Below are 24,656 nucleotides of genomic sequence, written 5' to 3'. Positions count from 1 at the left end.
TAGACTAAAGGTATGTATATACCAGTCACACCAAACAAGTACTTGCTTACCTGAAAATCATATAAGATAGCGATGAGGCTAACATGTAGTGCCAGCCCTTGACCAACAGCTTGTGAAGCACAGGAAGTTGAAAACACGACACAATCAATTTTGGTCAACAGCATTTATCTTAAAAAGCTTATTCCCTTCAAAAACCAAACTGTAGTAATTAGTTTTTCCATAATTAGTAACTTGAATGATCCACTCCTCAATCTTCATTACCCGAACCCTGTTCCCCGCAGCATCTTCCCGATCAATATACCCAATAACCTCTTCACTTACGGGCTGGCCGCAAGCGCTCAACACCTTATACTTAATGTCTCCTACCGATATCAACTCGTTGCCGCATCTCAATGCAAAGGCGTTGTTAGCAAATATTAACAAAGAAATAAAAAAAACAATCTTCTTCATATCAACTCTCTTTTATTGCCGTTCTCATCAGAGGACAATGCTATATATCTAGTCCAGAAATGTGCATAAAGCAACCAGTAAAAAGGTGGATAACCAAGTACTATACCTGGTTATACACCCGTACCTGCTGTGCGTAATCGATGGTACATGGTAGTAACAAACCTACCACCAAAAATCATTGCGAGTGAAATTAGCAAAACAGTGACATAACCGTAATTGATAGTTCCCTGAGTAAAAAGCTGGCCAACAATAACTCCCACAGACTTTAAAGCCCAGTAGACTCCTATAAGAAAAGTGCCAGCCGCCACCAGTCCCTTCTCAGAAATAGAGGCATCCCCATCGGTAGATCTGATGATTTTAGGTGCTATTTTTGGAGCCAATACCCAAAGAATTATGCCAATAACAGCTGGCACTACTATCGACCCAAGAACGGGAGCAATGGGTATTGGCCCACTGATACCCCAAGATGCAGGTGCAATGATAAACGGTAGGGCATTTCCTAAATTACTTAGAACCAGATATGCCGCCAAAATCTTAATCGTCAATTCTGAAAACTGTTTCATATTTTTTGTCTAATACACCTAAAATAGCAGGCTGAGTTTTGCGCCCTTAACCAGCTTTAACCATTTGTCAAGTGGCTTTCTAGGATAGAAGCTCTTACGGAATCCATGCTATACACCCCACAGCATCACTATTACTTAAAATTAGATAATTACTGCCATTACATAAGTGCCAAAACCCTGATTCATAACCTACTAAGCTTCACAACTAATACTTAGCAACATAGTTGAGTGCTATGAGGGAATCTTAAAAAGACTCTCCATCAAGCTAAGCTCTTTCCTTCAAACCGGAATTAATATCGATCTCGTACGTAATGATTGAGGAAACTCCGTCATGGTTGCTCTTAATGCTAAATCTTCGTACATGCTGAACCTCCGATTCAAAGTTCAATATTCTCTCTATTAAACTATGAACCTTAGCTGAACAACCACCTAGCATTGACTTTTGGGGCTACTTGATAGGGCGCCCCTAGAACACATTGTTATAACTTTTTTACTAGGCAGTATGTTGTATGTCCTTTGGGGTAATCTGGCAACTCACCATAAACTTTAAAGCCAAGTTTTTCATAAAAAGGACGAGCCTGGAAGCTTAATGTTTCCGTGCGAATATATTGAAACCCCTTTTCAAGAGCATATTTTTCAGCAGCAGCCACCAATTCGCTACCAACACCTAGACCGCGGGTATCCTCCGACAACCAAAGTAACTCGATAATGCAATAGTTCCAGAACCCTGTTGCCCGGATGCCACCTTGAATTTCTCCATTTTCACTTTTAGCAAACACTGCAAATTTAGTATCTTCTTCAAATACAACATCATCCGGAATATACTTCTGATTATATTTTTTTATCCCCTCACTAATAAATTTTAAATCTTCTTTTTGTGGAGTTGATGTTACTTCGATGTTCATTCATACCTCCTTAAGTATTTGGTAAATTCTGAGGGGGTTATAATTCACTGAAAAGTGATAGATTAGTCATCTTGGTAGCCATAACACAAAGGTAAAGTCATAAATAGTTCGTGCAATGAAAATTATTCGGCCACAGGGCTTTGCATCGTAAAGCCAGCTACATCCACTAATTAAATGAATTATTTTGCGGATCATATACATTGCCATACCATCAGGCCGGTTCTCCTAGTAGCTCACAGGTCTTGGTTCCAGTTTCCTCGATAGTCTTAAACCAATGCTACTGGAATAGTTAAAACGGTAGTACGAATAAGGCTCCCACCACAACGTATGCTAAGCTACGGTAACTTTCTATCAAGCTCTGAAAGATTTCGAATCAATTTGAAACAATATCAGAAGCTTTTACTGAAATATTGCCACTATATTCAATTACTTCAAATTTACCCATTTTAATTGATCATTTGGATAACTTCGCCACTGAAACGCCGCTTATCCAATTCATAGATAACTTAACATTTATAAAGTGATCATGACAACTATCCCGAACTATCCATCAGTACACAACCCTATGATTTTATTTTAAGCTAATCAAGTTACTATTCAGAAATAGCAGTCACGGTAATTGAACTTACAGTCCAGGCCTCGTCACTTTTCGTCACGGCACAAATTTATGCACATTCACTTCCGGAGCCCGCTGGTTAATTATCGAGCAAATCAGTTTGTTTAGAGCAGAGCATCGTTAAGTTGAGTGATTATTTTAGGGAGAGATTAAAAGGAATACCGACCTGGTGAGATTTGATCATCACGTCGGATTTCTTGACGTCAAATATCTTGTCATCAATTAGCAAAAAAATTGCTGAGCTACTCAAAGTAACTGAGAAACTATCCTAAAAAAATAGATTTGTACTGCTTCTCTACCGATTCTCGAAACACAACTGCTATGGATATTCTCAATTCCCAGGGATAAGTGTGCAAATTAACTTTCCACGTTAGTGCCCTAACCTGTAGTAGAAGTAGCTTTTAAGGGGCTTGATTTACTCTGAGATACCTCATAGAACCATACTAACAACTACAATCAATCGCTGAGCTGCACAGAAATTAACCAGCGATAACTTTGGTATTTAGGGAATTATAGCGAAGGGGTAAATAGAGATAGTATTTTTTCAAAGATCCCTATTTTTCTCTTGCAGTTCTCCAGCTATCTGTGACAATGATACTGAAATTACTACCTTCGCAAATCCTATTTTACATCCTTACTTCTATCCTCGGATAACAAGGGGGGAAGCGAGATTGAAGCAAAGAATATAGACACCAACCTTCATGTCACCATGATACATACAAGTACTCCACCTCAAAATCAGAGAACTAAAGAATTTATTTCGGAAGTAAGGCCAGTTACCAAGCTTCCTTTACAAGGTCAGCTATTCGAGTGTGAATTCAATCCCAAGGAGTATAGCGACCTTTTATTTAAGGCTCTGGATGTTACTTTATCTGAAGATGTTCGTTTAGCTCGAGACAAACGTAAATCTGAGTTTCTTGCAGGGAGGTATTGTGCTCAACAAGCTTTAAATCATTATGGTTATCAAAATATTGATATTCCGATTGGGCAGGACCGGTCCCCGCAATGGCCAAAAGGTGTGATTGGATCTATTACACATGCGGGTAATAGAGCTGTTTGTGCAATCAGCAGACAATCTGTTGGGCTTGGTATTGATTATGAATTACCCGTGACAGATAAGACCGCCAAAGAAATTGGTAATCTGATAGTGAGTGAAAAGGAAAAGCTATTACTCTCCAATTCCGGCTTACCTTACGCCAACTGGTTAACTTTGATATTTTCTATCAAGGAAAGCCTGTTCAAAGCCCTCTACCCAAAAGTAAAACAATATTTTGATTTCCTCGACGCTGAAGTTTTCAGCATTGACCATGTACAGCAAACAATATCTTTGAAACTACTAAGGAATCTAACCCCTGAGGTGAGATCGGGTCAAATATATGATGGAAAATACTGTTTCCATCAAGGTGGTATTCTCACACTTATTGAATATTGATACCCTTGATAATATTAGAATTAATGAGCTTTTGGTAAAAGAACCACATTATATAATCGGCTCCCAGAACACTTTAATCCTATTAGTTAGTAGCCGGCAGCTGTATAAGGACCAACATTGCGTCTGTAAACTAGCAGTTTCCGTTCGAAACTTAATACGTAAGCGCCATCTTGATTATGCGCACGTGAACTAACATGTAGCAGTCCCTGATCGGGGCGTGATTTGGATTTGCGTTTTCCGAGAATTGCTGATTCAAAATATAAAGTATCACCAACATATACTGGTTCAACCTTACAATCCGTCACACTCAAGTTTGCCACGACTTTACCAAATGTTTTGGTTGTAAGAGCCATCGCACTTAAAACAAAAGTCTCAGATACCTTTATCCGGTCACCATAGACCCTTCGGGCATAGCGTTGATCAGCATAGCCGGGGCTGAGATCAAATACATTGCGTGCATAGCTCAGTGAGCTGGCTTCTGAGAAAGTGTGGCCCGGCCGGTGCTCAAAAACCTGGCCTACTTCAAAATCCTCAAAATCTACCCCATAAGTTTCAATAAATACATTGGGTTCAACCTCACGGAGAAAACTGAATGAATCCTTCACAATGGCTCTCCAACGTAGTCTATTGATTTAACATTAGTAATTATTTGCGGAAAACGGCAGATGATCCCGCTTGAAAATCAACATACTACAACGCATTTCATTCGTCTTTACTTTATCCTGGTTAATGCCGTGAACAGCGACTTCTATCAGGCCTGCGTCTGAGTCTTTGGAAGTTGCACCAACAAATAAAATTTCACTTTCGGCATAGAGAGTATCCCCACCAAATACTGGTGCGAGCATGTCAATACTTTTCCACTCCAGTATGCTTTTTCGCCGATTGAACGTTTTCCAGGTCATTCCCATCAGGCGCGATACAATCAAGGTGGTCACAATTAGTGGCTGCTTGAACTCTGTCTGTGCTGCATAATTTGAATCAAAATGTATCATTGCCTGGTTGAATGTAGTAATACACTCCTCGACATTATCCTGCTGGCTTATAGTGACTCCGGGGCGGTGTTTAAAAACCTGGCCCACCTGAAAATCTTCAAAATCCAAACCGTATCTCTCCCTATATCGGTTATCGCCTACCCATATATATCCGGGATAACAAAGATGTTCCATATAAATATATTCCTGAAAAGTAAATTACCTGGCCATAACTGAAAGGCTATTTCCTATTTGCCAGGTTGATCAGCCGCTGCGCCCGCTCAACCACAGGTATATCCACCATCCGGCCATCGACCACCAAGACCCCTCCCCTGTTTGCCCTGTAAGCATCTACAATTTTTTGCGCTTGACGTAGACTTTCTTCCGAGGGAGAGACTCCCCGATGTATTCCCCGCAGTTGACCCGGATGTAGTGCAATTTTTCCAGTAAAACCCAATGCCGTTATTTTTTGTGTGTCCTCAAGCAGGCCGCGGTCATCGCCTAGATCCAACCAGGGCCCATCAATTGCCGCTATATTGGCATGTCCAGCTGCCTGCGCAATACGCCCTCTAGCATACAGCAGGGAATCCCAGCTCATATCTCCCCTTACTTCGGATGAGTAATCTGCTGAACCAAAACCGATAGCCACTACATTTGGCGCCATTGCAATTTTGATGGCATTTTCCAATCCTTTTGTCGTTTCAACCAAGGGTATTAATCTGACAGGGTGATCAAGAGAGGTCATGACTTCGTTAAACCAAGCGATCTCCTCGGAGGATTCCACCTTCGGTATCATAACGATGTCTGGCAACGGCTCCATCTTCAATATCAACAACATGTCTCTCAATCCCTGCTCACTTGCCAGGTGATTAATTCGCAATGCCCGTTGAATAGAAATTGAGGTTTCGGCTTTAAAGAAATCGACGACTTTCTCTCTGGCAGTTTCTTTCTCACCTGGTGCCACAGCGTCTTCCAGATCAACACATGCCACATCGGCTTCGCTCATTAACGCTTTTATATATCTGTCGGGACGTGTAGCGGGAACAAACAAAATACTGCGAAAAAAACAAACTGTCTCACGGTCCATCATTTGCACTTTCGCCTTACCAGGTTTCTTCGCCCAAATCTTTAAAATTTAACTCTTAATGACATCTTCATACTTAGATCTATCCCAGCATATTAGCAGCCCTAAAAATCATGAACTCATTAAGCGCTGACAATTAAAATGGCTTATCGGACTGAAACTCTTTTTTGCGCCAGCCTCCCATTCCTTAATCAACACTGCTGGGAAGCACTCCCAGATTTATCTGTCCTAAAATCGTAATTGACGATAAACAAAGATTGGTGAACTTCTCAATGCTCCCTCTTTCCGGCTTGCGGGTAATCGCCGTAGAACAATATGGCGCAGGCCCCTTTGGCACATTATTTCTCGCCAATTTAGGCGCTGAAATCATAAAAATTGAGGATATTTCCCATGGTGGGGATGTGGCCCGCACCGTTGGACCCTATTTTATAAAAGGTGAAAAATCAGATAACAGCAGCTTGTTTTTCCAGGGACTCAACCACAATAAACGGAGCTTGTCCCTTAACCTCACATCGAGAGAAGGGCAGGAAATACTCCATAGGCTCGTTGCAACTGCTGATGGGGTAACCGGTAATCTACGTGGTGACGTACCTGAAAAATTGGGAATCACTTTTGATGCCCTTAAAAAGGTCAACCCTAAAATTGTCTGCGCCCACCTAACCGCTTTTGGCAGGAGTGGAGAAAGAGCATCTTGGCCAGGCTACGATTATCCCATGCAAGCGGAGGCCGGTTACTTCAAGTTGACAGGAGAACCCGACGGACCACCCACACGTTGCGGCCTCTCACTAGTGGACCTATCTACCGGGGTAGCTATGGCACTTGGATTGGTATCAGGTATTTTCAGTGCCAGGGAAACGGAAAAGGGAAGAGATATCGATATCAGCTTATTTGATAACGCACTATATAATTTAAACTATGTAGCTATGTGGCAGTTGAATGCCGGGCACAACCAGCATCGACAGCCCCGCTCGGCTCATTTTTCCCTTACCCCTTGCCAACTGTATAGGACCAAAGACGACTGGATTTACCTAATGTGTAATAAGGAAAAATTCTGGACAGAACTATGTAAGGCTATAGAGCACCCTGAGTTAACCACTGACTCCAGATTTTTGGATTTCAAAACACGCCTAAAAAATCGAGATCAACTCACAGAAATACTGGATATGATTCTCAGTAAGAAGACGACTAACCAGTGGCTTAAACTATTGTCGAGTCGCGTTCCTGCAGCTCCTATTTATGACGTGGAGCAAGCACTGACCAACCCATTTGTCACAGAGAATGGCAAAATACAATCAATGTATGATGACAATGGAAAGCAAATTAAAATTCTCGCACCGCCAATTCGCTGTGACAAAGAAATGCCAGAGTTCAAGCAAGCCCCAACAATGGGGCAGGATAACTTCGACATTCTCTCCCAATTGGGATATTCAGAAACAGAAATTAAGCAGCTGAAGAACAATGGGATTATTTAGTTAATCCTGTACTTCAAAATTTTCAGCCAGAAGCTGTAATCGTAAAGACGGCCATTCACTACTTGGCAGGGAGATGGGAATAACAACCTTGCTCGCATATTCTGCCGGCCCACAGCTTCCCTGATGACGCCCTACCAGGAAACGCAAGCGGGATTCCTGGGCAAAATTACAGCCAACGACAATACTTTCCAGAGGTACAAAAGTGTCGAGCCTGACCTCTTGCAGGGCGCTGCCAACTGAGCCTCTATAGGCCCGCATCAGACCCCCAACCCCCAGCTTGGTACCACCAAAATAACGGGTAACTATAGCTCCGACATTACCGATACCCTGTTTGAGCAGCAATTCCAGCATAGGACGACCGGCGCTGCCGCCAGGCTCACCATCATCACCCGCTTGCATCACTTCAGGATTGGAAGGATTGCCAATCACCAATGCTGTACAGTGGTGACTGGCATCCGGATATGTTGCACGAACCAGGTCAAGTTGCTGCTGAAATTCCACCTTATCTTCGACCGGCCCCAACCAACAGATAAAGCGGCTTTTCTTTTCTTCGGTCTCACTGACAACGGGAGACGAGGGAATCTGATAGGTCACCGGCAAACTCGTCCCAATGCTGGGTTTTCAGCTTTTCGTAAAGGGGCTGTAGCTTGGTTTGCCACACCTTGTTATCCACTACGCCTACATGCTTACAGCGAATGGTACCCTCGGCATCCACCAGGAAAGTTTCCGGGGCTCCAAAAACCCCCAAGTCGAGGGCCAGGCGCCCTTCCCTGTCTGCAAGGCTGTAAATGTAAGGGTTGTGGAATTTCTCCAGCCACTTGATTGCAGCTTCGTCCTCATCCTTCATGTTGACCCCAACAATAGGGACACCCTGCTCCGCCAAGGCATTCAGGTAGGGGTGTTCCACCCGGCAAGCAACACACCAGGTCGCCCACACATTGAGCAAGTGCGGCCCTTTTGGCAAGTCACTCTTCTGCAACAGTTGATTACTATCGGCAACATTCTCCAGGGAAAATTCCGGCACCGGCTTGTTAAGCAATGCGGAGGGCATTTCTTGCGGATTCAGGGACAGGCCGCGCCAAAAAAGTGCGGCCAATCCTATAAAAATAATCAGAGGCAAGAAAAGTTTTAATCTGGACATACTATCTTCCCCAAATCTACGCAGTAGCTACATTGCCAGCAATCGGCACCTGACGTGCCACTTTGGCTTTACGATAACGTTTATCCGCAACCGCAATACCACCGCCAATCGCCATTAATAAAGCACCGAGCCAGATCCATACTACAAATGCCTTATATTGCAGCCTTACCGCCCAATCGCCGCTGGGATTGCTGCGGTCCAAGGGTTCGCCCAGGGCTACGTATATATCGCGGAACAGGCCAGTGTCGATCGCCGCTTCGGTCATGGTATTTCCGCCAGAGAAATAATTCCGCTTCTGCGGAAGCAGCTCTGCTACAGGCTCACCATTTTTACTAACGTGCAACACCCCTTCAAAGGCACGGTAGTTTGGACCCTGAGCGAGGCGCACCCCATCAAATTTGAAATCGTAGCCAGCCACTTGATGGCTGTCCCCAGCCCCCATGCGCAGGTCATCTTCCACGCTGTATACCGTAGTTAATACAACCCCGAGTACTGCAACAGCCAGGCCAATATGCGCGAGATGCATACCATAATAGCTGGCACGCTGGCGCTTTAATCCAGCAAAGAAAGACTTGGCGTTGCGGGTCTTGGTTACGATATCGGCAAGGCTCGCACAGAATACCCAGGCACCGATAAAGATACCCAGCACTGCCCCCCAATGGTAATGGTCGAAAGCCAACGGCCAAACCAGAGCGATAACCAATGCTGCCAAAAACGGCAAACGCCAAATATTCAATAACTTGTCCCAACGGCTGTCTTTCCAGTTGGCGTGCACTCCCATACCCAGCAGCAGGCACAACACAACCATTATCGGCACAAAGAACAGATTGAAGAACGGCGGTCCCACACTGATCTTGCCGAGGTTCAAGGCATCTGCAACCAATGGATACAAAGTACCAGTCAGCACCACCGCCATAATGAGGATCAGCAAAATATTATTGCCGAGCAGGAAAGTCTCCAGGGAGCGGAAGGAGAATACACTGCGAGCACTGACTGAAGGCGCGCGCAAAGCAAACAGTAACAGGGAGAACCCGACAACCAGCGCCAGGAAGCCAAGGATAAAACTGCCCCGCAGGGGATCGGTAGCAAAAGCATGTACTGAGGTAATCACTCCGGAACGTACCAGGAAGGTACCTAGTAAGCTCAGGCTGAAGGCGAATATCGCCAACAAAATAGTCCAGCTCTTAAACAGACCACGTTTCTCTGTTACCGCCAGTGAGTGCATCAGTGCAGTGCCAACAAGCCATGGCATCAAGGAAGCATTTTCCACCGGGTCCCAGAACCACCAGCCACCCCAGCCGAGTTCATAATAAGCCCACCAACTACCCAGGGCGATACCCAGGGTGAGGAAAGCCCAGGCCACGACCGTCCAGGGCCTGGCCCAGCGCGCCCACACTGCATCCAGTTGGCCACCGAGCAGGGCTGCAATAGCGAATGCAAAAGCCACAGAGAACCCCACATAACCCATATACAGTAGGGGCGGATGGAAAATCATTCCCGGGTCTTGCAACAGTGGATTCAGATCTGAACCTTCAATCGGCGGGAAAGGCAGGGTTCTATCGAATGGATTCGAAGTTAAAAGGATAAAGAGGAAGAAACCGATCAGCACCATGCCCATTACAGACAGCACCCGTGCCGACAGCTCCGGTGGCAACTGCCGGCCGAACATGGCAACCGCAGCTGCCCAACCAGCCTGAATCAAAAGCCACAGAAGTATGGAGCCCTCATGCCCTCCCCAAACTGCCGTCACTTTGTAGTAAACAGGCAGAATGCTATTGGAGTTCTTTGCGACGTAATTAACTGTGAAATCACTCTGTACAAAGGCAATCGTCAAGCAAGTAAAAGAGATCAATACAAAGACGAATACGCCCATGGCGAGGGGTTTACCGGCCTCCATCCATAAGGGCCGAGCGGTATAGCTGCCAGCAATAGGCAGGACAGATAAGGCAATAGCAAGCAGCAATCCCGCTACCAGTGCAAAATGGCCCAACTCAGGGATCATATTTTTGCTCCATCAGCACAGCTTTCGTGAGAAACCATAGACTCAGCCACCTCTGGTGGCGTATAGGTTTCATCGTGCTTGGCCAGGACCTGGTCTGCACGCATGGTGCCGTCCTGCATCAGGCGCCCGGAAATTACTGCAGCTTCACCCTCAGCAAACAAATCCGGCAATATCTTGTCGAATACCACGGCCAGTTCGGCTTCACCGTCAGTGATAACAAACCGCACATCCAGGCTATCTTCAGCGCGCTGCACACTGCCTGGCACTACGCAACCGCCTGCGCGAATGCGCTTTTCAAAAGGGACCTCTCCAGCCGCAAAAGCACTGGGCGCGTAGAAATAATCCATATTTTCACGCATCGCATAGGTCACAAAACCCACGGCGACACTAGACAAGGTGACCAGGACAAGTACCAGGATCAGACGTTGCTTGCGTACAGGATGCATTGTCTTAGTTAAACTCCATATATTTAAGTTTTGATCTTGTTAGCTGGGCAGCGGTCACAACCGGGCAAACATCTAAATCTAAACCTGTGAGCCGGCACAGCCTATGCGGGCTCCTTTACAGCTTGCCTCGCTGCTTTCACCTTTTGGCGCCGCTGGCTAATCCGTTGCTGATGTTGCAGTTCCCGCTGCAGACGGCGGCGGGCAAGTCGGGGATAAAGAGCCATGGCAGCCAGTGCTGCAAAAGTAACGGCGTAAGAGATCCACACGAAGATACCGTGGCCGTCCATCGCCAGGAAATCTGCAAAACTGGAAAACTGGAACTCCACGTTATTTTCCTCCCGCTAATTCCTGTTGTGCCCACTGGGTGCGAATCTCCCGGCGCAATAACAGAGCGCGAGTATGGGTCAGCAGGGTCCAGGCGTACATACAGTAAAAGCCGATGATCATGGTCAGCAATGGGTAGAACATACTCGGATCGATGCTGCTGGATTCTGTAAGGCGGATGGTGGCAGGCTGGTGCAGAGTAAACCACCAGTCTACCGATTTGTAGATAATCGGAATATTCACCGTACCTACCAGGGCAAGGAGTGCGCTGGCTTTATCGGCCACTTGCTCACGGCTGACAGCTTGCGACAAGGCCATCACACCGATATACAGGAATAACAGAATCAACATGGAGGTTATACGAGCATCCCATACCCAGTAAGTGCCCCAGGTAGGCTTGCCCCAAACAGCACCGGTGAAAAGGGAAATAAAAGTTAGCACCGCACCGATAGGCGCTGCGGCCCGCATCACCGCAAAGGAAAGCTTCATCTTCCAGATAAGGCCGATAGCCCCACTGATCGCCATAATGTAGTAGCCGGCCAGGGCCAGGAAAGCAGCTGGCACATGAATAAAAATAATGCGATAGCTATTGCCCTGCTTGGCATCTTCCGGCGCAAAACCAAGTCCCCAAACAGTACCCACTGACAACAATACAACACTTGCCAGTGCCAGCCAGGGAAGCCACACATTGGTCTTCTGATAAAACCAACGCGGCGAACCTAAACGGTGAAACCATTGCCAAGCCAAGAAGACCTCCGAATCAATTATCCAGGCTGATACGTATCGCCCCGGCAGCAGCGAGCGGAGCAAGGGCTGCAGCGGCGGCCAGCAGAGCGGCCAAAATCGCCAGCTGTGCGCTGTAGGCATAGCCATCAATAGCCGCCTGCACCGCGCCGGTGCCGAAGATTAGCACGGGCACATACAAGGGCATAACAATTAGCGCCAGCAGCAGACCGGGGCGACGCAGAGCTACTGTGAGCGCCGCGCCTATTGCGCCTATCAAACTGAGGCTTGCCGTCCCTAGGAACAGCGAAATAAATAAGCAGAGATATCCCTCGACGGGGAGATTCAGCATCAATGCCAACAACGGCGATAAAAGCGCTAGTGGCAACCCGGTAGCAACCCAATGCACCAATGACTTTGCCAATACGGCAAAATATAGAGGTTGCGGCAACAGGGTTAACTGCTCCAGGGTTCCGTCCTCAAAGTCTCCGCGGAACAGGCTCTCCTGGGAGAGCATGGTGGCGAGTAGAGCCATCACCCAGATCATTCCGGGGGCCATTTTTTCCAATAGATCGGGCCCCGGTCCTACTCCAAGGGGTAGAAGCGCGAGCACTGTGACAAAAAACAGCAAGGGGTTAGCAATATCTGCCCGCTTACGCAGGGCCAGTAGCATTTCAATCCGGAAGAGTGCAACAAAACCGGGGCTTGTACGGGCTTCACTCACCGGGGATTGGACATCAACTGAAGACATGCTCTCCCCCGATATCTGTAAAAGACTCATCGACTACAAAGTCAGACAGATCGATAAAATCGAGCCCAGGTAAGGCCAGTGGTTGATGAGAGGTCAGGAGTATGGAACCACCCTTATCCATATGCGCAGACATCTGCTTTTCCAGCGCAGCCACCCCGACAACATCCAGGGCAGTCAAGGGCTCATCAAGGACCCACAAACGTGGCGCCCGCGGCAAGAACATCCGGGCCAGGGCTACTCGGCGGTTTTGCCCGGCAGACAGGCTATGGCACAAACTGTGCTCAAAACCGAACAAATCCACCCTATCAAGAGCCTGCAGAGCAGACTCATTATCTGCCCCATACCAGGTGAGGTTTTCCAAGGGAGTTAATCCAGCCCGTACCCCACCCCGATGGCCGATATATAGTAGGGACTCACGCATTCCCCGCAAAGCCTCAGGGAAAGGATTGCCGCGCCAGAGGATCTCTCCGCTAAAATCACTGGAACTGCCAATTAAGGTGCGCAACAGTGTGGTTTTACCCGCCCCATTGGCACCTTTAACCTGGATCGCAGCCCCGCTTGGGAGTGAGAAATCAAGGCCCTCAAACAAGCGACGACCATCCCTTTCACAGGCGAGGTCGCGTACTTGCAATACAACTGGGGACTTGGAAGTCACAGACATTGCTTGGATAAAACCGCTCTGACGAAAATCTGAACGGCATTATACCGGCACTTGCGCCAAATGCATGGTATTCAACGCAACCTATCTCACATGCCCTTGATTTCAAGCAAGGCAAAGCCAGAAATCGGGGCAGTATTTGTACGCTGGTATTGGCCCGAGAGCCTGGCTCTGATACTTTTCGCACTGTCGTGAGGCGGCGCCAAGTGCCGTATGCCCAGGTGAACCAGGGCTGAAACTCTGTGGTCGACATCAACAAAAACTTCGATGTGACCCGGTGGCTACACCGGACCAGTTTGTAAGGATGCACAATAATGACTAGCCCTGCTGCTGAAGCCAGCCGCTGGCTCAATGCCAGTGACTTGACCGGCGAAGATATCCTGATTAACCGCCAGCCCTTCCCATTCTTTGTAGCCCAGAAAGTTTTGAACGAAAACATGATGTCTTCATTTATTGAAGACTTTCCGCGCCTTAAAGGCGCTGGCTACCTCCCCCATGAAAAGGAGGAATGCGGGACTTCCATTAATACCTTGATCACCCAGTTTACCGATCCGGAATTTGCCAATGCCATCGGTGACAACCTGGGCATTGAACAGCTCTCCCAATACCCAACTTATGTCTCCATCAGCCGCACCTTGAAAAAGCGACACGGCAGGATTCATACCGACGGTAAATCCAAAATCGCTACCGCCCTGCTCTACCTCAACCCTGAGTGGACCGTGGATGGCAACGGCTGCCTACGTTTCCTTAAGCGCATAGATGACTTCGAAGATACTGTTGCGCCTGAAGTCTCTCCTGTCTACGGCACCCTTGCTGCCTTTAAGCGCGCGGATAATTCGTTCCACGGCCATTTGCCTTTTGAGGGGCAGCGAATGGTCATCCAGGTAGCCTGGCTGGTAAGTGCTGCTGACAAAGAACGTAAAGCCAAGCGCGGCAAGTTATCCCATAAGCTAAAGCAACTGTTGGGCTGGTTTGGCGGCAAGCAAAGTAAAGGGGATGAAGGAACAGCTACACAAATGTAGTTAAATGCCAAAGGTGCGGCTCCTGGGCCGCCTTTGCTTGCAATTCCTTATAGAGCGCTCATTCCTGCTTAAAAGCGCATAGAGAACCACTACTTAGTTACAAAGTCATTAGCGGCAAAACTCTACGTAGTAATAGAGAAATTCTGAGCGCTGGACGTCAGCATTTAATTGCATCAGCGATAATTGGGGCGTTATTGATAGATTTTCCCATCAACTAGTTATCAGCTAATTTCAATGGAAATTAATCCGTGGGAAATTTATTAGCAATGAATAAAGCAGCAAATAAATGGATGTAATTAGTTCTCAAATTGTACGGGGCTCTAGTGGCAACCCCGTACAACCCTAAAATAATTGGTAACTTAAATCCCTTTTGAGTATTTAGTTTTCAAAATCATAATCCATTAACTCCCGCCTCAAGCGTATCTCCTCCAGTTTATCCTCCACCATCCTGCGCGCGTCACGCGGCGGCTGGGAAGTAGCCTGCTTTAGTACTTCATTAGCAATTTGTGGAATATCCACACTGTCAAAATCCATGTACTTTTCGTTAACGTTACCGCTCATACGAAACTCCATAATCTTGATTCGCGAAAGCAGAAATATCCTTATTGCACCTTGGGTGCCACTGCAGATTAGCGATGCTAAACAATCATGGTCAAGCAAAAATTTACACCTAAACAATGACAAATTGACTTCAATCAGATTCCGCTTTTCAGCACGCAAAAATGTCCGCCAAATTGCGTTTTTCAAACACAAAACCAACGATGGCACAGCAAATAATTATGAAAAAATTTCGAAAACCGCACAGATAGGAAACAGCGGGTAATGCGGTAACTAGAGCTTCTGCCTGTTACCTAGAGTGACAGGTCTACTCGCGAGTATCGGCGAATAATGAAACTAAGCAGATAGACGTTAAGGGTGCAGGATGACATGACATTTGCCGGCATACCGGATAGAATGGCCGCCCTTCGCACCCATAGCCAGATACAAAGTTCGGTTAAAGTGCCTGCCCCCGTCGGTTAACAGGATAAACCACGGACCTCCTAAGTCCGGACTGGTGGTTCGAGTCCACCCGGGGGCGCCATCTCTATCCCCCTTATGCTATAGAAAAACGCTACAGAGGGAACGCCTTGGCTGAGTGCATAAACAGCGCCATGAAGAGGCCCGCCAGTAGCACCGCACCCCAAAACAGCCTGGCAGAACGATTAATGTTCCGTCCACGCTTCACACCATCCCTAACAGACTTCCCCATAGCACAACTCCATTTGACTACTTGATTACCCGGCGATGATCGCAGCTCCAACTCTAGCCGGTTTGAAAACTTACCAATAGCCTATACCCCGCCAAAGGTAAGCTTCAAGACCAGAATAGACGAAACCCGGCTGAAGCCGGGTATCATCCAACGCAGTGGGCTACTGCTTCTGTTTTTGCTTCTGCATATTGTTGCTGCCGTTGGTACCACTGTTATTGCCATCGGTACCCATGTTATTGCCGCCACCCTGCATGTTCATCATTTGCTTCGCCTTGTCCTTACCGTGGTGGCGCCCCATCTTGTGCCACTCATCCTTAAACTTGGCCCAGAAGGACTCTTTTGGCGCGTTGGCACAGGCGGTGATAATCATTGGTGTCACCTTTTCGGTGCCCTCGATATCCAACATATCGCCCTCTTCCTTACCGCGCTTTGAATAAGCCGCAGCCCAATAGACTGCTTTAGGCTTAAACTCATCATCAATGGCCAGGAAATCTGCACAAGTCCAGTCCTTCGCCGGCTTCTTGGGATGAGAATCCGCAAGGGCAGCAGAAGCAGCAAGACTGGCAATTACCAAAGGAAGGATGTACTGCTTGCTTTTCACAATAAGATCTCCAAAGTTTCCAGGGCTATCACCCTGTAAATCAATTGCAGGTAATGTGCTATCCGCTCGCTTCCCAGGAGCTGGCAGGTTGAGACTAGCTATTCATGCCTAAAAACACTGAAAGCAATGGGCAACTGGTAAAGCCCGTCTCTACACCACACCTTTTACAGCGGAAACTCTAGCCAGGACACCTCTTTAAAGACTGTCTGGCCCATTGAAAGAATAGACGCATTTTTCATTTTTTGGCGCGAGATCCAAAAAAATGCTAAGCAGCCGTTGATATCACTTCTTGTGAAGCCAGAAGCTCCAGTTTTAACCCTCCAGCAGAAAGTAAAGTAAGCAAGACCAGTGGAACAGACAAAGTCACCCCACTGATAATGCCAAGAGGGGGCCAATGAAGGCAAACATTAGGAAGTGGAGGCGATAATAACCACAACAAAATACTTGCCTTCTCTACACTGAAGAATAATTAGTCAGCACGAAACTATTCCGTAGCACCATTAACAGCGTTAGCAGCTTCCCAAGTCTGCCTATTACTGCTCTTCCCTAATAAAGAAATACCCATCCAGATAAACCAGCCGATTTGAGTGACACCAAAAATTTCCGTGAGAATATCAGCAGGGTAAACGGTCGCAATTCCAGCGACTCCTACTATCACTCCAAGGTAATTTAATGGGCGGGAGAAAACCCTTGCTTGCAACGCAACCACGCTAATCAGCAAGACCCAAAGCCCACCAACCAACTCATTCCCTCCACCAAGGCTCTCAACCAACAGGTATATAACACCCCAAGCTTCAAAAGCTTTTTCTACATTGACTTCGGAGAGCCCCAAGGCATAAGCAAGCCCAATATTCGCAATCATACCGCTAGCAATCAAAAGACCAACCCAGATTGCCCCAAATAAGGAAGCTAGAGCTGTGATCCTCCTGCCTCTATTCCTGAGCTTTTCATAAAGGCAAACCACCAAACACCCCAAAAAGACAGCAAACACCAGGTACATTAATATATAAACACTACTAAATAGCAGTTGATTTTCTGCCAGAAATGCCATCTTTTCAGTAGGACTTCCACCCGATGGAAAGGCCCAAAAAAATCCAAAAAATAAAAAAGCGGCAATATAGATTAGCCCCATACATATTGATGAAACTCCGGCAACCCTGTCCATACTGTTATCCTTTATTCTTCCACTAAACCAGGAAATTACTTCCCTACCTAAAAGGCTCTCACCCCATAAGAAGCACTTTAATTATGCAACCTATAGACACGTTCTCGACAACACCCCAACTTACCACAAGGTCAAGTAGTCGCAGAACTTATCACCCAAGGCAACGAAGCGCAGTAGTATTGCGGTACAAGTAGATAGTTATGCCAAGATATTTAGAATCACGGTCCCAAGATCTTAAACAACTATAACCAGCACGCTTTTAATTAATCAACCTGGCTCCGAGGCACAGAATACCTAGACATATTAATCAGACGAAAGAATATAAAACAAAAAAAATTCAAAAAGAGAGATTACCGATAAAAGGGTAAGCAATAATTTAGAATAAGCAGAACTCAATCAAAAATTGCCCCTTCAAAAGTCAATATAAATTGCCAAGTGAAGGGACATCTCACTATTTACTTCACTGATCGAGCCCATACTTCCTGGCGATAGCCATGAACTGCCGCCTATATACGCTTCGGGCTGGCTGATATGGAGGTAACCACTCAGTCGGCCCCTTACCACCCTTACGTTGATTGTGGCCATCATCCACCAGCCAAAGATTAGCTGGATCTTCGGCAAATGCCCTACGCTGCTCCCGACTCCAAGTGGAGCCACCATGTTTATGGGCCCAGGAAAGCGGTACTATATGCTCAACATCCAAGTCCGATGCCTTTTCAAAAAACTGCCCTGTATATGGGTCTATCCATAAACCGGACACCACTGTACAACCTTTTTCATTGTTAAAAACTACCGGAGCCAATGAAAGCCTTATCAAAAGCTCTTGGCGAGTATTCTGGCAATCTCCATCCGCATCAGCCCAACCAGGCAACCACTCACTACGATTGTAAGACTGAGGCGCAACCTCATAACATCCGCTTACTGAGAGCAAGGAAATCAATAACAAAGACTTAAGTCGCATAAAACTAAACTGCGGCAAATTACTACTAGGCAGGTATTTTGGTTGCCCCCTGGAGTTGAGTCAATAAAGCATTCAATTATCCAAGATGGAAATGCCAATAGTATTACACCGCACAAAGCGAGGGGAGCTTACTGCTTATGGGTTTCGATCTATTTCCCGCGACAGGAGAGAAGAAGGCATTTCGCAATAAGGAACAAATACTGGATAGTACTTGAGAATTTTATAGAAGCCGCCAGTCGGAGCGGCGTCCCCTTTGAAAACGATAATTACTTATGGTCGACTAGGCAACTTAAGTAACCTCAGTCTGGTAGTAGGAGGGTTTCATAAAGGCACTCATATACTGCAGCAGTATTGACTAAAACAGCCCTCTAACTCTCGTGATTGCTAGCTTTCCGGGGAATCTCTGTCTAAGAAAACTACCCTTTATTACTCATTTTTGCTCTATATAGATCAATAATTTAGGAGCAAATCTTAGACATTTTTTGGGGCGCCCATCCCTGCTGTATATTTATACAAATGCACTCATTTTAACCTACTGAGGGCTTTGCAAAGTATGAAATCTATCGGGATCTAATTAGTACAATCAGATTAAGTTGTCACTTTAGGCAAATCACCCCATTTAGTGTTGTAGGCAGGCGACGTATAAGCCTGCCGCATCTTCCATTTCTTCTGGATACCTTCAGCCCCGAGAAACAGAGTCCCCCGGCCAAACTTGTGGTTGATACTATCAATAGTCTCACTTGGCTTTGCAGATTGATCTGGCGTGACTAGATTCTCCCGACCTAGCCTTTCTCAACAGCTTCACAGTTACCTCCAGGTCATCAATTGAGAATGGAGTTCTGCTCATTCAAACTCTAATTGAAATAATGCAGTTCATACGGCAAAGCGCGCTGCCAGATTGCCTTGAAGTGGATAGTGATTGCTATCACGCAAGTATAAGATTTGTACACTCAATTAATTAGGAAACCTATGAAAAAGCCTACGCTGCTAACCTCACTGCTTATAATGCTGGCATCAATCCCAGCACATTCCGCACATACAATTGGAACCATCAGCTCCTACTATTCAACCACTAATGGAGACGTTGCAATTAAATTGAAAGAGGGGTTTAGCGACGAAGCAGAAGCTGAATGCCCGACAAATAATGGCTACGCAGGCATAAGTAGAGACGATGACCCAATCTTGAAGTCTACATTGCTATCCGCCGCTGTAGCGGAGAAAAAAGTAAGGCTGGCTGTTGCAGGTTGTCAAAACTCCTGGATAAAAATCAACGCAGTCTACGTAAACATCTAATTAAAAAATCTTAGCGCAATGGCAGCCCTCCCCAAATAACTACCACTGCTCTTGGCATAAAACTCCTAAAGCGCTGCTTCCGGTAACAACTCAAGCCATCACCTTAAGCAAGTCCCACCACCAAGTGGTATAGGCAGGCGATGTATAAGCCTGCCGCACCTTTCATTTCTTCTGGATGCCTTCAGCCCCCAGGAAAGGAGTGCCCCGACCAAACTTGCAGTTGATGCTATCACTGGCTTGCATAGTCTCCCTGGCCCTTGCCGATTGACCTGGCGTGAACAACAGATCACCCTACCCTAGCGCGCTCGGGATAATCTCAACGAGCCTCACTCCTGCCTTCATATAGCGGCATCCTGACCGGTAGAAGCCTCCCTCCTTAAAGTAGACGCCATCTTATGCGACCATTCTTTCATATTCATCAGGGCTTTTTAACCTAAATGAACCATGTCTTCTCATAAGCTTATAGTATCTATCATGATACTAAGATAAATTACTTCTCAGGTCCTCAACCGAATCAAAAATAAACCCTTTAAAACTCTCAGTTTTTAATGTCTGAAAAAATGATTCTACATGCACATTATCATCCATAGATCCTGGACGGCTCATGCTCAGTTCAATGCCTAGTTACCTGAGTCGTTTTTGGTATGTATAAGTACCGTACTCAGCCCCCAGTCACTGTGAAATCTTAAATCTGACTCTATATTTCTGTGAGACCTACTGGCCAATTATTTAGTGTTATCAATGATAAAAATGGTATTAAGGATGCCATTAAACAACTACAACCTCTTAAACCTGAAAGAGTACTAATAAAGCCTACAGGAAGACTTGAATTAGAGTTTGTTTGTGCAGCAGACAAAGTGGGATTGCCTATTGTTATTTGCAACCCTTCTCAGATAAGAAGCTTCGCCAAACCCACAGGGCACCTCGCCAAAACGGACAAACTAGACGCGATGGATATCGCACACGTTGGTGAGGCCATGAAGCCAAGGCTGCCGGTACTGAAGCCAGAAAAACTAAGGGAAATCAGTGACTTGCTAACTGTAAGAAGTCAGTGTTTAGAGATGAGCATGATGCAAAAGAACCGGCTTCAGCGGATACCTAAATCAGTACACTAACCTATTCAGACTATTCTAAATATCATTAAGAAAGAACTAGAAAGAATCGACAAACAGCTGGATAAGCTCGTTAACAGTGTTTCTGAGTGGCGGCAAAGACGCGACCTATTGTTGAGCGCCAAAGGAGTCGGGAATGTATTGGCCTATACACTGATAAGCGAACTTCCTGAACTAGGAAAATTGAACCGTAAAGAAATCGCCGCACTCGTAGGAATCGCCCCAATGAATCGTGATAGCGGCAGCATCCAGGGCAAGCGATATATTCGAGGTGGGAGGCATCGCGTACGCACCGTTCTGTTTGTTTCCATCATGTCGGCTATTCAACATCATCCCAAATTAAAGCCGATGTTTAAGCGATTAGTCGACGCAGGTAAACTTAAAAAAGTAGTCCTCATTGCCTGTATGAGAAAGCAACTTACCATCCTGAATACCATGGTGAAAAACAACACCTACTGGGATGAAAATATGGCTTAAAAGCTTGACGAGCAACCATAGTCACTTGTTACGTGTTTGACTGAATAATTTGAAGTTTACCATCAGCTGTACGCTCACACTCAGTGCCAACTGGACACTCTATAAATGGGATAATCTTAGGGTCATAGTTAGCAACAGTATTAGTATCGTATATCGCTATATTATCCGCATCATCCATATATTCTTGGCTTTCTGTGCCGGACATAAAAACCCATCCATTCATTGGATCAGATGGTTCTTCACGATACATATAACCTACTTTCATTCCCTTTTTCATCACAAGACCTGTAGCGTAACAAGCTCCATAGCCAACAGCTATCGGCTTGAGATCTTTCTTGTTGATCTTAAACTCTTCCATTTCTATTTACACATAACGCCGCCGGCAGGGGCAGCTTATCTTGTGCGCTTTTTGCGCAAAAATGGGAGCGCAGCGACCCGGGCAAAACGTGCACAAAGTAAGCTGTCCCACGGAGGGCCGCAGGCCCGGAGTTAATTGCCCGGCCTTGTCATGCGTGCCGCACCCAACCGACACTCAGTACATAGCGGGTACCTGAAACGACCCTTGATACTGAGTGCTCTGAGAGATCAGGACGGAAGTACTTTACTCTCGAATTTTCAAAAATTGGCGAACTGCATAGAAACTCACCACCGGATTTTGCCCTTTTTATAACTACATTCAATCGGTAGTGGCTACCCGAACTAACTTTATCCGTATGTGGCGGAATTTCGGTACCTTCTTTGAATCGCAACAGATAAAAATCAAAAGGCATTGGCCATTTCGAACCGAGCAAGAAAAGCTTTTCATAACCGGTATTTTGCCTACCTTTCTCCCATCTCCACAACTTCAACTTTTAGGCTCTCAACTCTTCAATTACTCAGACGCATAACGCCCCGCACAGGGGCAGGCAAATAAGCGTAGCATTTTGACTGTCCCAGCGACCAACGGGAGCGATTGCTGCGGATTGTTAGGTATCACTGCTTTAAAGGATTTGGACCTGCTGCAATACACTGCCTTGACCCTTTTATTATGTATTGCTGATTCAAAAAGATACAGTGCTCGCCATCCATCGCCACACTATGCCTGCCATCTTTCTCACGATAAAGCACCATAACTGAAACGATATAGCCACCATCTGTTGCATAAGCATGAAACTCATAATCAATAGGTTGGTTTGTGCTGGCTACGTTCTTTACATAATATTCCTGAGCGACATGGAAGGCCAGGATTACTTTATCTGACGGTGTATAGTCTTTATGTGGATACCATTTAGGGCGTCCAAATTCAGTGGCCATTGCTAATGATGAAAATAAAACTATAAAAAGTGCGATTACTCTCATTGGATGCCTAACAGTGCATTCAAAAGCAGTTGCAATATATCACCCACCACTATAACCACAGACTTCTTTCGGCGACGATTTAAAAAAAACTGTAGGAACGTTAGATTACTGATAATTGGCACCAGCGTGCATAAGTGGATATACTGCAGATGCATTATATCCTAGTATTTTCTCTACTTTGCACCTTTTTGGAAACCCCTTAAAAGAAAAAAGTTTAGTACCTTTTTTTCCTGTGGATAGATGGAGGGGCTTTTGATCCCTGATAGTCAATGCAAGCTAAGTGACTTGATTATCCCAATAAACCCCATCCAAAGCCCCCAACATCTGCGTAACCACCCCAGCCAAATCTGTTGATATATCCCCACTAATCACCGGCAGCCGCTACTGCCTTTCACATACAATAGGCCGTCCACTTTATTCAGGACTACTTTTGCGAGGAAAAATTGCCAGTTGCCTGGGTCTGCAACATAGCGCGGGCTGGCCATCTTTACCGACCCAAGCGCCGATCCCTGTAGCGACTATATAGCGGTCGCCATCACTGGCAGAACCCGACGGATCATTCGGTATTGCCAGCACTTTCATCTGTAGCAATGCGTCGATAGTATCCAGGGCTTGGTTTAGGCTGGCGGCTGGGTCCAGCACGCCCTCAGTGGATCCGAGGCGCCCGCGCAGGAAATAGCCCAATTCCCACACGCCGAGGCTGATCTCGCCGGCTTCGTCAAAGCTGACAATTTCATTACCGATAAGCGCCCTATTCTGGCGTTTAACAACTCGGCCAGGGTGCGGTTTTCCAGAGGGCCGCCGCTGTCATATAGCGGCACTTTTATACCGTTGCGGTTATCGGAGATTTCCGGCTTATGCTTGCCCAGCGTGGTTATCAGCTCGCCTAAGACAGCCCAAGACAGCCCACAAGCGGTGGTGCTGGACTCGATATTACTCTGCCTACCGTCAAGAAAAAGTATGTGGCGGACGGTATTGGATTGAATTATCGACAGGTCGCGTTGGCCGTGCAACTTAACTAAATCGACTCTGACGAAGCCGCTTTAGTTAAGCCAATCTTGTCCGGGTAGTTGCACTAGAACAGCTAACAGATAAGGGGTAATTCCATACTAAAGAAGATAAAAACAAGAAGTAGGAAATATTTATGAACATGACGCCTTTACTCACCAGGTAATAATTTTCTAAAAAGCAAACCAAGTCAGTAAAAATACATGATGCAGATACGAGCGAGATAAACACTGAAAAGATAAAAGGCGCCGCTGTGACTCAAAGCAAAGGCAGCAAGTTAAATTCGCAACTGCAATCCATTCAATTGAGCTAACCAAACCCGCGCAACTTTGTCAGTAGAGGAAATGCCAACAGACAAGAAGAGCCACAATAAGGGGGAAACCCATAGAAGCGTTTAAACCGCATGAACATACCAAGTTGTATTTACGCTCACCTTAGATCGAACGATTCACCGGCTATAAGCACAGCAGCATTACCGGGTAGCCAATGAAAAGATATCTCTCCATAGCAGCACTCAATAGGTCCTGGCGCTATCGGTTGGGGCAGCCAGAAAATAAAAGCTTGAATAGAGAATTAACTAGATAGTGCCGCTTTAAATAGTTGAGGCCCATCTGACAAACGAATATCTATACAGTCAGCATAATAATTGCCGAAAAGATAACGGAGAGTTAAGCAGTAAACAGAAATAAAAAAGCCCGGCATAAACCGGGCTTTTAGTAGATGGCGGTGAGGGAGGGATTCGAACCCTCGATGCCTTTCGACATACACACTTTCCAGGCGTGCTCCTTCGACCACTCGGACACCTCACCAAATTGTCACCCTCTGGGAGGGCAATCCGCCTTTCAGCGGGGATCTCTCTTTAGCGAAATCTTCAAGAAAATCAGGAAGATAG

29 protein-coding genes, 2 tRNA genes and 1 pseudogene are annotated in these 24,656 nt (G+C 46.1%); 6 read left to right on the top strand and 26 right to left on the bottom strand.

All coding sequences use genetic code 11. From position 1 onward, the window contains the following. Positions 1-144: 144 nt before the first annotated feature. From ACJJI7_RS14220 to ACJJI7_RS14210, 3 genes are all read right to left on the bottom strand, one after another. Positions 145-450: a DUF2845 domain-containing protein gene (locus ACJJI7_RS14220; RefSeq protein ID WP_444901887.1), complete on the bottom strand. Its 306-nt coding sequence runs from the start codon at positions 448-450 to the stop codon at positions 145-147. 110 nt (positions 451-560) lie between these two features. Continuing rightward, positions 561-1,013 (bottom strand): hypothetical protein, encoded by a 453-nt coding sequence (locus ACJJI7_RS14215; protein ID WP_444901888.1) that lies wholly within the window; start codon positions 1,011-1,013, stop codon positions 561-563. A gap of 479 nt (positions 1,014-1,492) precedes the next feature. After that, positions 1,493-1,918, bottom strand: coding sequence for a GNAT family N-acetyltransferase (locus ACJJI7_RS14210; RefSeq protein ID WP_353375064.1), 426 nt, complete (start codon positions 1,916-1,918; stop codon positions 1,493-1,495). 1,325 nt (positions 1,919-3,243) lie between these two features. On the opposite strand from ACJJI7_RS14210, the gene ACJJI7_RS14205 reads away from it, so the two are divergent. After that, positions 3,244-3,966 (top strand): 4'-phosphopantetheinyl transferase family protein, encoded by a 723-nt coding sequence (locus ACJJI7_RS14205; protein ID WP_444901889.1) that lies wholly within the window; start codon positions 3,244-3,246, stop codon positions 3,964-3,966. Between the two features lie 86 nt (positions 3,967-4,052). Here ACJJI7_RS14205 and ACJJI7_RS14200 read toward each other — a convergent pair whose 3' ends face one another. From ACJJI7_RS14200 to ACJJI7_RS14190, 3 genes are all read right to left on the bottom strand, one after another. Beyond that, positions 4,053-4,571 (bottom strand): MaoC family dehydratase, encoded by a 519-nt coding sequence (locus ACJJI7_RS14200; protein ID WP_444901890.1) that lies wholly within the window; start codon positions 4,569-4,571, stop codon positions 4,053-4,055. Positions 4,572-4,604: 33 nt separating this feature from the next. Next, a complete protein-coding gene (locus ACJJI7_RS14195) occupies positions 4,605-5,066 on the bottom strand; it encodes a MaoC family dehydratase (RefSeq protein ID WP_353375063.1) in 462 nt (153 codons plus the stop codon). Positions 5,067-5,178: 112 nt separating this feature from the next. Continuing rightward, complete coding sequence (locus ACJJI7_RS14190; RefSeq protein ID WP_444901891.1) at positions 5,179-6,027, bottom strand: HpcH/HpaI aldolase/citrate lyase family protein; 849 nt, start codon at positions 6,025-6,027, stop codon at positions 5,179-5,181. Positions 6,028-6,293: 266 nt separating this feature from the next. On the opposite strand from ACJJI7_RS14190, the gene ACJJI7_RS14185 reads away from it, so the two are divergent. Beyond that, complete coding sequence (locus tag ACJJI7_RS14185) at positions 6,294-7,493, top strand: CaiB/BaiF CoA transferase family protein (RefSeq protein ID WP_444901892.1); 1,200 nt, start codon at positions 6,294-6,296, stop codon at positions 7,491-7,493. Here ACJJI7_RS14185 and ACJJI7_RS14180 read toward each other — a convergent pair whose 3' ends face one another. The 8 genes from ACJJI7_RS14180 to ccmA all read right to left on the bottom strand — a co-directional run bounded on the left by ACJJI7_RS14180 (position 7,494) and on the right by ccmA (position 13,541). Continuing rightward, complete coding sequence (locus tag ACJJI7_RS14180) at positions 7,494-8,087, bottom strand: IMPACT family protein (RefSeq protein WP_444901893.1); 594 nt, start codon at positions 8,085-8,087, stop codon at positions 7,494-7,496. Continuing rightward, entirely contained in the window at positions 8,050-8,634 is a 585-nt protein-coding gene (locus tag ACJJI7_RS14175) for a DsbE family thiol:disulfide interchange protein (RefSeq protein ID WP_353375060.1), read from the bottom strand. The genes ACJJI7_RS14180 and ACJJI7_RS14175 overlap by 38 nt, the downstream gene beginning before the upstream one ends. Positions 8,635-8,650: 16 nt before the next feature. Continuing rightward, positions 8,651-10,636, bottom strand: coding sequence for a heme lyase CcmF/NrfE family subunit (locus ACJJI7_RS14170; RefSeq protein WP_444901894.1), 1,986 nt, complete (start codon positions 10,634-10,636; stop codon positions 8,651-8,653). Further along, positions 10,633-11,082, bottom strand: a complete 450-nt coding sequence (gene ccmE / locus ACJJI7_RS14165; protein WP_020414748.1) for a cytochrome c maturation protein CcmE — start codon at positions 11,080-11,082, stop codon at positions 10,633-10,635. Before ccmE ends, ACJJI7_RS14170 begins: the two co-directional genes overlap by 4 nt. Positions 11,083-11,183: 101 nt before the next feature. Continuing rightward, the gene (ccmD, locus tag ACJJI7_RS14160) at positions 11,184-11,408 is read right to left on the bottom strand and encodes a heme exporter protein CcmD (protein ID WP_020414747.1); all 225 of its coding nucleotides are present in this window, start codon (positions 11,406-11,408) and stop codon (positions 11,184-11,186) included. 1 nt (position 11,409) lies between these two features. Then, on the bottom strand, positions 11,410-12,153 hold the full coding sequence (locus ACJJI7_RS14155; RefSeq protein ID WP_444901895.1) for a heme ABC transporter permease: 744 nt from the start codon (positions 12,151-12,153) through the stop codon (positions 11,410-11,412). Between the two features lie 13 nt (positions 12,154-12,166). Beyond that, positions 12,167-12,880 carry a heme exporter protein CcmB gene (gene ccmB, locus ACJJI7_RS14150; RefSeq protein WP_444901896.1) on the bottom strand — a complete coding sequence of 238 codons (714 nt, stop codon included), beginning with the start codon at positions 12,878-12,880 and terminating at the stop codon, positions 12,167-12,169. Continuing rightward, the gene (gene ccmA / locus ACJJI7_RS14145) at positions 12,867-13,541 is read right to left on the bottom strand and encodes a cytochrome c biogenesis heme-transporting ATPase CcmA (protein WP_445365811.1); all 675 of its coding nucleotides are present in this window, start codon (positions 13,539-13,541) and stop codon (positions 12,867-12,869) included. Before ccmA ends, ccmB begins: the two co-directional genes overlap by 14 nt. 311 nt (positions 13,542-13,852) lie before the next feature. On the opposite strand from ccmA, the gene ACJJI7_RS14140 reads away from it, so the two are divergent. Continuing rightward, positions 13,853-14,560 carry a 2OG-Fe(II) oxygenase gene (locus ACJJI7_RS14140; protein WP_020414743.1) on the top strand — a complete coding sequence of 236 codons (708 nt, stop codon included), beginning with the start codon at positions 13,853-13,855 and terminating at the stop codon, positions 14,558-14,560. 378 nt (positions 14,561-14,938) lie between these two features. Here ACJJI7_RS14140 and ACJJI7_RS14135 read toward each other — a convergent pair whose 3' ends face one another. After that, the gene (locus ACJJI7_RS14135; protein ID WP_020414742.1) at positions 14,939-15,121 is read right to left on the bottom strand and encodes a PA3496 family putative envelope integrity protein; all 183 of its coding nucleotides are present in this window, start codon (positions 15,119-15,121) and stop codon (positions 14,939-14,941) included. A gap of 444 nt (positions 15,122-15,565) precedes the next feature. On the opposite strand from ACJJI7_RS14135, the gene ACJJI7_RS14130 reads away from it, so the two are divergent. Further along, a tRNA-Arg gene (locus tag ACJJI7_RS14130) sits at positions 15,566-15,641 on the top strand. 30 nt (positions 15,642-15,671) lie between these two features. Here the strand turns inward: ACJJI7_RS14130 and ACJJI7_RS14125 are convergent. From ACJJI7_RS14125 to ACJJI7_RS14105, 5 genes are all read right to left on the bottom strand, one after another. Next, positions 15,672-15,809, bottom strand: a complete 138-nt coding sequence (locus ACJJI7_RS14125; RefSeq protein WP_020414740.1) for a hypothetical protein — start codon at positions 15,807-15,809, stop codon at positions 15,672-15,674. Between the two features lie 160 nt (positions 15,810-15,969). Continuing rightward, on the bottom strand, positions 15,970-16,410 hold the full coding sequence (hdeA, locus tag ACJJI7_RS14120) for an acid-activated periplasmic chaperone HdeA (protein ID WP_020414739.1): 441 nt from the start codon (positions 16,408-16,410) through the stop codon (positions 15,970-15,972). A gap of 484 nt (positions 16,411-16,894) precedes the next feature. Beyond that, positions 16,895-17,575: a hypothetical protein gene (locus ACJJI7_RS14115; RefSeq protein ID WP_282951098.1), complete on the bottom strand. Its 681-nt coding sequence runs from the start codon at positions 17,573-17,575 to the stop codon at positions 16,895-16,897. A gap of 460 nt (positions 17,576-18,035) precedes the next feature. Beyond that, on the bottom strand, positions 18,036-18,536 hold the full coding sequence (locus ACJJI7_RS14110; RefSeq protein WP_444901898.1) for a GmrSD restriction endonuclease domain-containing protein: 501 nt from the start codon (positions 18,534-18,536) through the stop codon (positions 18,036-18,038). A gap of 588 nt (positions 18,537-19,124) precedes the next feature. Further along, complete coding sequence (locus ACJJI7_RS14105) at positions 19,125-19,232, bottom strand: DUF4113 domain-containing protein (protein ID WP_475717138.1); 108 nt, start codon at positions 19,230-19,232, stop codon at positions 19,125-19,127. Between the two features lie 273 nt (positions 19,233-19,505). On the opposite strand from ACJJI7_RS14105, the gene ACJJI7_RS14100 reads away from it, so the two are divergent. After that, positions 19,506-19,829: a hypothetical protein gene (locus tag ACJJI7_RS14100; protein WP_444901899.1), complete on the top strand. Its 324-nt coding sequence runs from the start codon at positions 19,506-19,508 to the stop codon at positions 19,827-19,829. Positions 19,830-19,991: 162 nt separating this feature from the next. Here ACJJI7_RS14100 and ACJJI7_RS14095 read toward each other — a convergent pair whose 3' ends face one another. After that, positions 19,992-20,072: a DUF4113 domain-containing protein gene (locus tag ACJJI7_RS14095; RefSeq protein WP_444902652.1), complete on the bottom strand. Its 81-nt coding sequence runs from the start codon at positions 20,070-20,072 to the stop codon at positions 19,992-19,994. A gap of 237 nt (positions 20,073-20,309) precedes the next feature. Continuing rightward, complete coding sequence (locus tag ACJJI7_RS14090) at positions 20,310-20,417, bottom strand: IS3 family transposase (RefSeq protein WP_475717137.1); 108 nt, start codon at positions 20,415-20,417, stop codon at positions 20,310-20,312. Between the two features lie 107 nt (positions 20,418-20,524). Here ACJJI7_RS14090 and ACJJI7_RS14085 point away from each other — a divergent pair. Next, positions 20,525-21,418, top strand: a pseudogene (locus ACJJI7_RS14085) (IS110 family RNA-guided transposase); the annotation flags it as partial. Positions 21,419-21,446: 28 nt separating this feature from the next. Here ACJJI7_RS14085 and ACJJI7_RS14080 read toward each other — a convergent pair. The 4 genes from ACJJI7_RS14080 to ACJJI7_RS14065 all read right to left on the bottom strand — a co-directional run bounded on the left by ACJJI7_RS14080 (position 21,447) and on the right by ACJJI7_RS14065 (position 24,573). Beyond that, on the bottom strand, positions 21,447-21,776 hold the full coding sequence (locus ACJJI7_RS14080) for a DUF2185 domain-containing protein (RefSeq protein WP_444901900.1): 330 nt from the start codon (positions 21,774-21,776) through the stop codon (positions 21,447-21,449). Positions 21,777-22,390: 614 nt separating this feature from the next. Beyond that, positions 22,391-22,756 carry a hypothetical protein gene (locus ACJJI7_RS14075; RefSeq protein ID WP_444901901.1) on the bottom strand — a complete coding sequence of 122 codons (366 nt, stop codon included), beginning with the start codon at positions 22,754-22,756 and terminating at the stop codon, positions 22,391-22,393. Between the two features lie 414 nt (positions 22,757-23,170). Beyond that, the gene (locus tag ACJJI7_RS14070; protein ID WP_475717077.1) at positions 23,171-23,449 is read right to left on the bottom strand and encodes a DUF2793 domain-containing protein; all 279 of its coding nucleotides are present in this window, start codon (positions 23,447-23,449) and stop codon (positions 23,171-23,173) included. Between the two features lie 1,036 nt (positions 23,450-24,485). Next, positions 24,486-24,573 (bottom strand) — tRNA-Ser (locus tag ACJJI7_RS14065). Between the last annotated feature and the right edge of the window lie 83 nt (positions 24,574-24,656).

This window comes from Microbulbifer variabilis, assembly GCF_056232115.1.
Note: the sequence above shows the minus strand (reverse complement) of the source record. Positions and strands in the feature narration are given on the sequence as shown.

What these genes read in the sequence shown, in the direction of transcription:
- ACJJI7_RS14220 (WP_444901887.1), bottom strand. Translation starts at nt 450, where the DNA reads ATGAAGAAGATTGTTTTTTTTATTTCTTTGTTAATATTTGCTAACAAC.
- ACJJI7_RS14215 (WP_444901888.1), bottom strand. Translation starts at nt 1,013, where the DNA reads ATGAAACAGTTTTCAGAATTGACGATTAAGATTTTGGCGGCATATCTG.
- ACJJI7_RS14210 (WP_353375064.1), bottom strand. Translation starts at nt 1,918, where the DNA reads ATGAACATCGAAGTAACATCAACTCCACAAAAAGAAGATTTAAAATTT.
- ACJJI7_RS14205 (WP_444901889.1), top strand. Translation starts at nt 3,244, where the DNA reads ATGATACATACAAGTACTCCACCTCAAAATCAGAGAACTAAAGAATTT.
- ACJJI7_RS14190 (WP_444901891.1), bottom strand. Translation starts at nt 6,027, where the DNA reads ATGATGGACCGTGAGACAGTTTGTTTTTTTCGCAGTATTTTGTTTGTT.
- ACJJI7_RS14185 (WP_444901892.1), top strand. Translation starts at nt 6,294, where the DNA reads ATGCTCCCTCTTTCCGGCTTGCGGGTAATCGCCGTAGAACAATATGGC.
- ACJJI7_RS14175 (WP_353375060.1), bottom strand. Translation starts at nt 8,634, where the DNA reads ATGTCCAGATTAAAACTTTTCTTGCCTCTGATTATTTTTATAGGATTG.
- ACJJI7_RS14170 (WP_444901894.1), bottom strand. Translation starts at nt 10,636, where the DNA reads ATGATCCCTGAGTTGGGCCATTTTGCACTGGTAGCGGGATTGCTGCTT.
- ccmE (WP_020414748.1), bottom strand. Translation starts at nt 11,082, where the DNA reads ATGCATCCTGTACGCAAGCAACGTCTGATCCTGGTACTTGTCCTGGTC.
- ccmB (WP_444901896.1), bottom strand. Translation starts at nt 12,880, where the DNA reads ATGTCTTCAGTTGATGTCCAATCCCCGGTGAGTGAAGCCCGTACAAGC.
- ccmA (WP_445365811.1), bottom strand. Translation starts at nt 13,541, where the DNA reads ATGTCTGTGACTTCCAAGTCCCCAGTTGTATTGCAAGTACGCGACCTC.
- ACJJI7_RS14140 (WP_020414743.1), top strand. Translation starts at nt 13,853, where the DNA reads ATGACTAGCCCTGCTGCTGAAGCCAGCCGCTGGCTCAATGCCAGTGAC.
- ACJJI7_RS14135 (WP_020414742.1), bottom strand. Translation starts at nt 15,121, where the DNA reads ATGAGCGGTAACGTTAACGAAAAGTACATGGATTTTGACAGTGTGGAT.
- ACJJI7_RS14125 (WP_020414740.1), bottom strand. Translation starts at nt 15,809, where the DNA reads ATGGGGAAGTCTGTTAGGGATGGTGTGAAGCGTGGACGGAACATTAAT.
- ACJJI7_RS14115 (WP_282951098.1), bottom strand. Translation starts at nt 17,575, where the DNA reads ATGGACAGGGTTGCCGGAGTTTCATCAATATGTATGGGGCTAATCTAT.
- ACJJI7_RS14110 (WP_444901898.1), bottom strand. Translation starts at nt 18,536, where the DNA reads ATGCGACTTAAGTCTTTGTTATTGATTTCCTTGCTCTCAGTAAGCGGA.
- ACJJI7_RS14100 (WP_444901899.1), top strand. Translation starts at nt 19,506, where the DNA reads ATGAAAAAGCCTACGCTGCTAACCTCACTGCTTATAATGCTGGCATCA.
- ACJJI7_RS14095 (WP_444902652.1), bottom strand. Translation starts at nt 20,072, where the DNA reads ATGCAAGCCAGTGATAGCATCAACTGCAAGTTTGGTCGGGGCACTCCT.
- ACJJI7_RS14090 (WP_475717137.1), bottom strand. Translation starts at nt 20,417, where the DNA reads ATGGATGATAATGTGCATGTAGAATCATTTTTTCAGACATTAAAAACT.
- ACJJI7_RS14080 (WP_444901900.1), bottom strand. Translation starts at nt 21,776, where the DNA reads ATGGAAGAGTTTAAGATCAACAAGAAAGATCTCAAGCCGATAGCTGTT.
- ACJJI7_RS14075 (WP_444901901.1), bottom strand. Translation starts at nt 22,756, where the DNA reads ATGAGAGTAATCGCACTTTTTATAGTTTTATTTTCATCATTAGCAATG.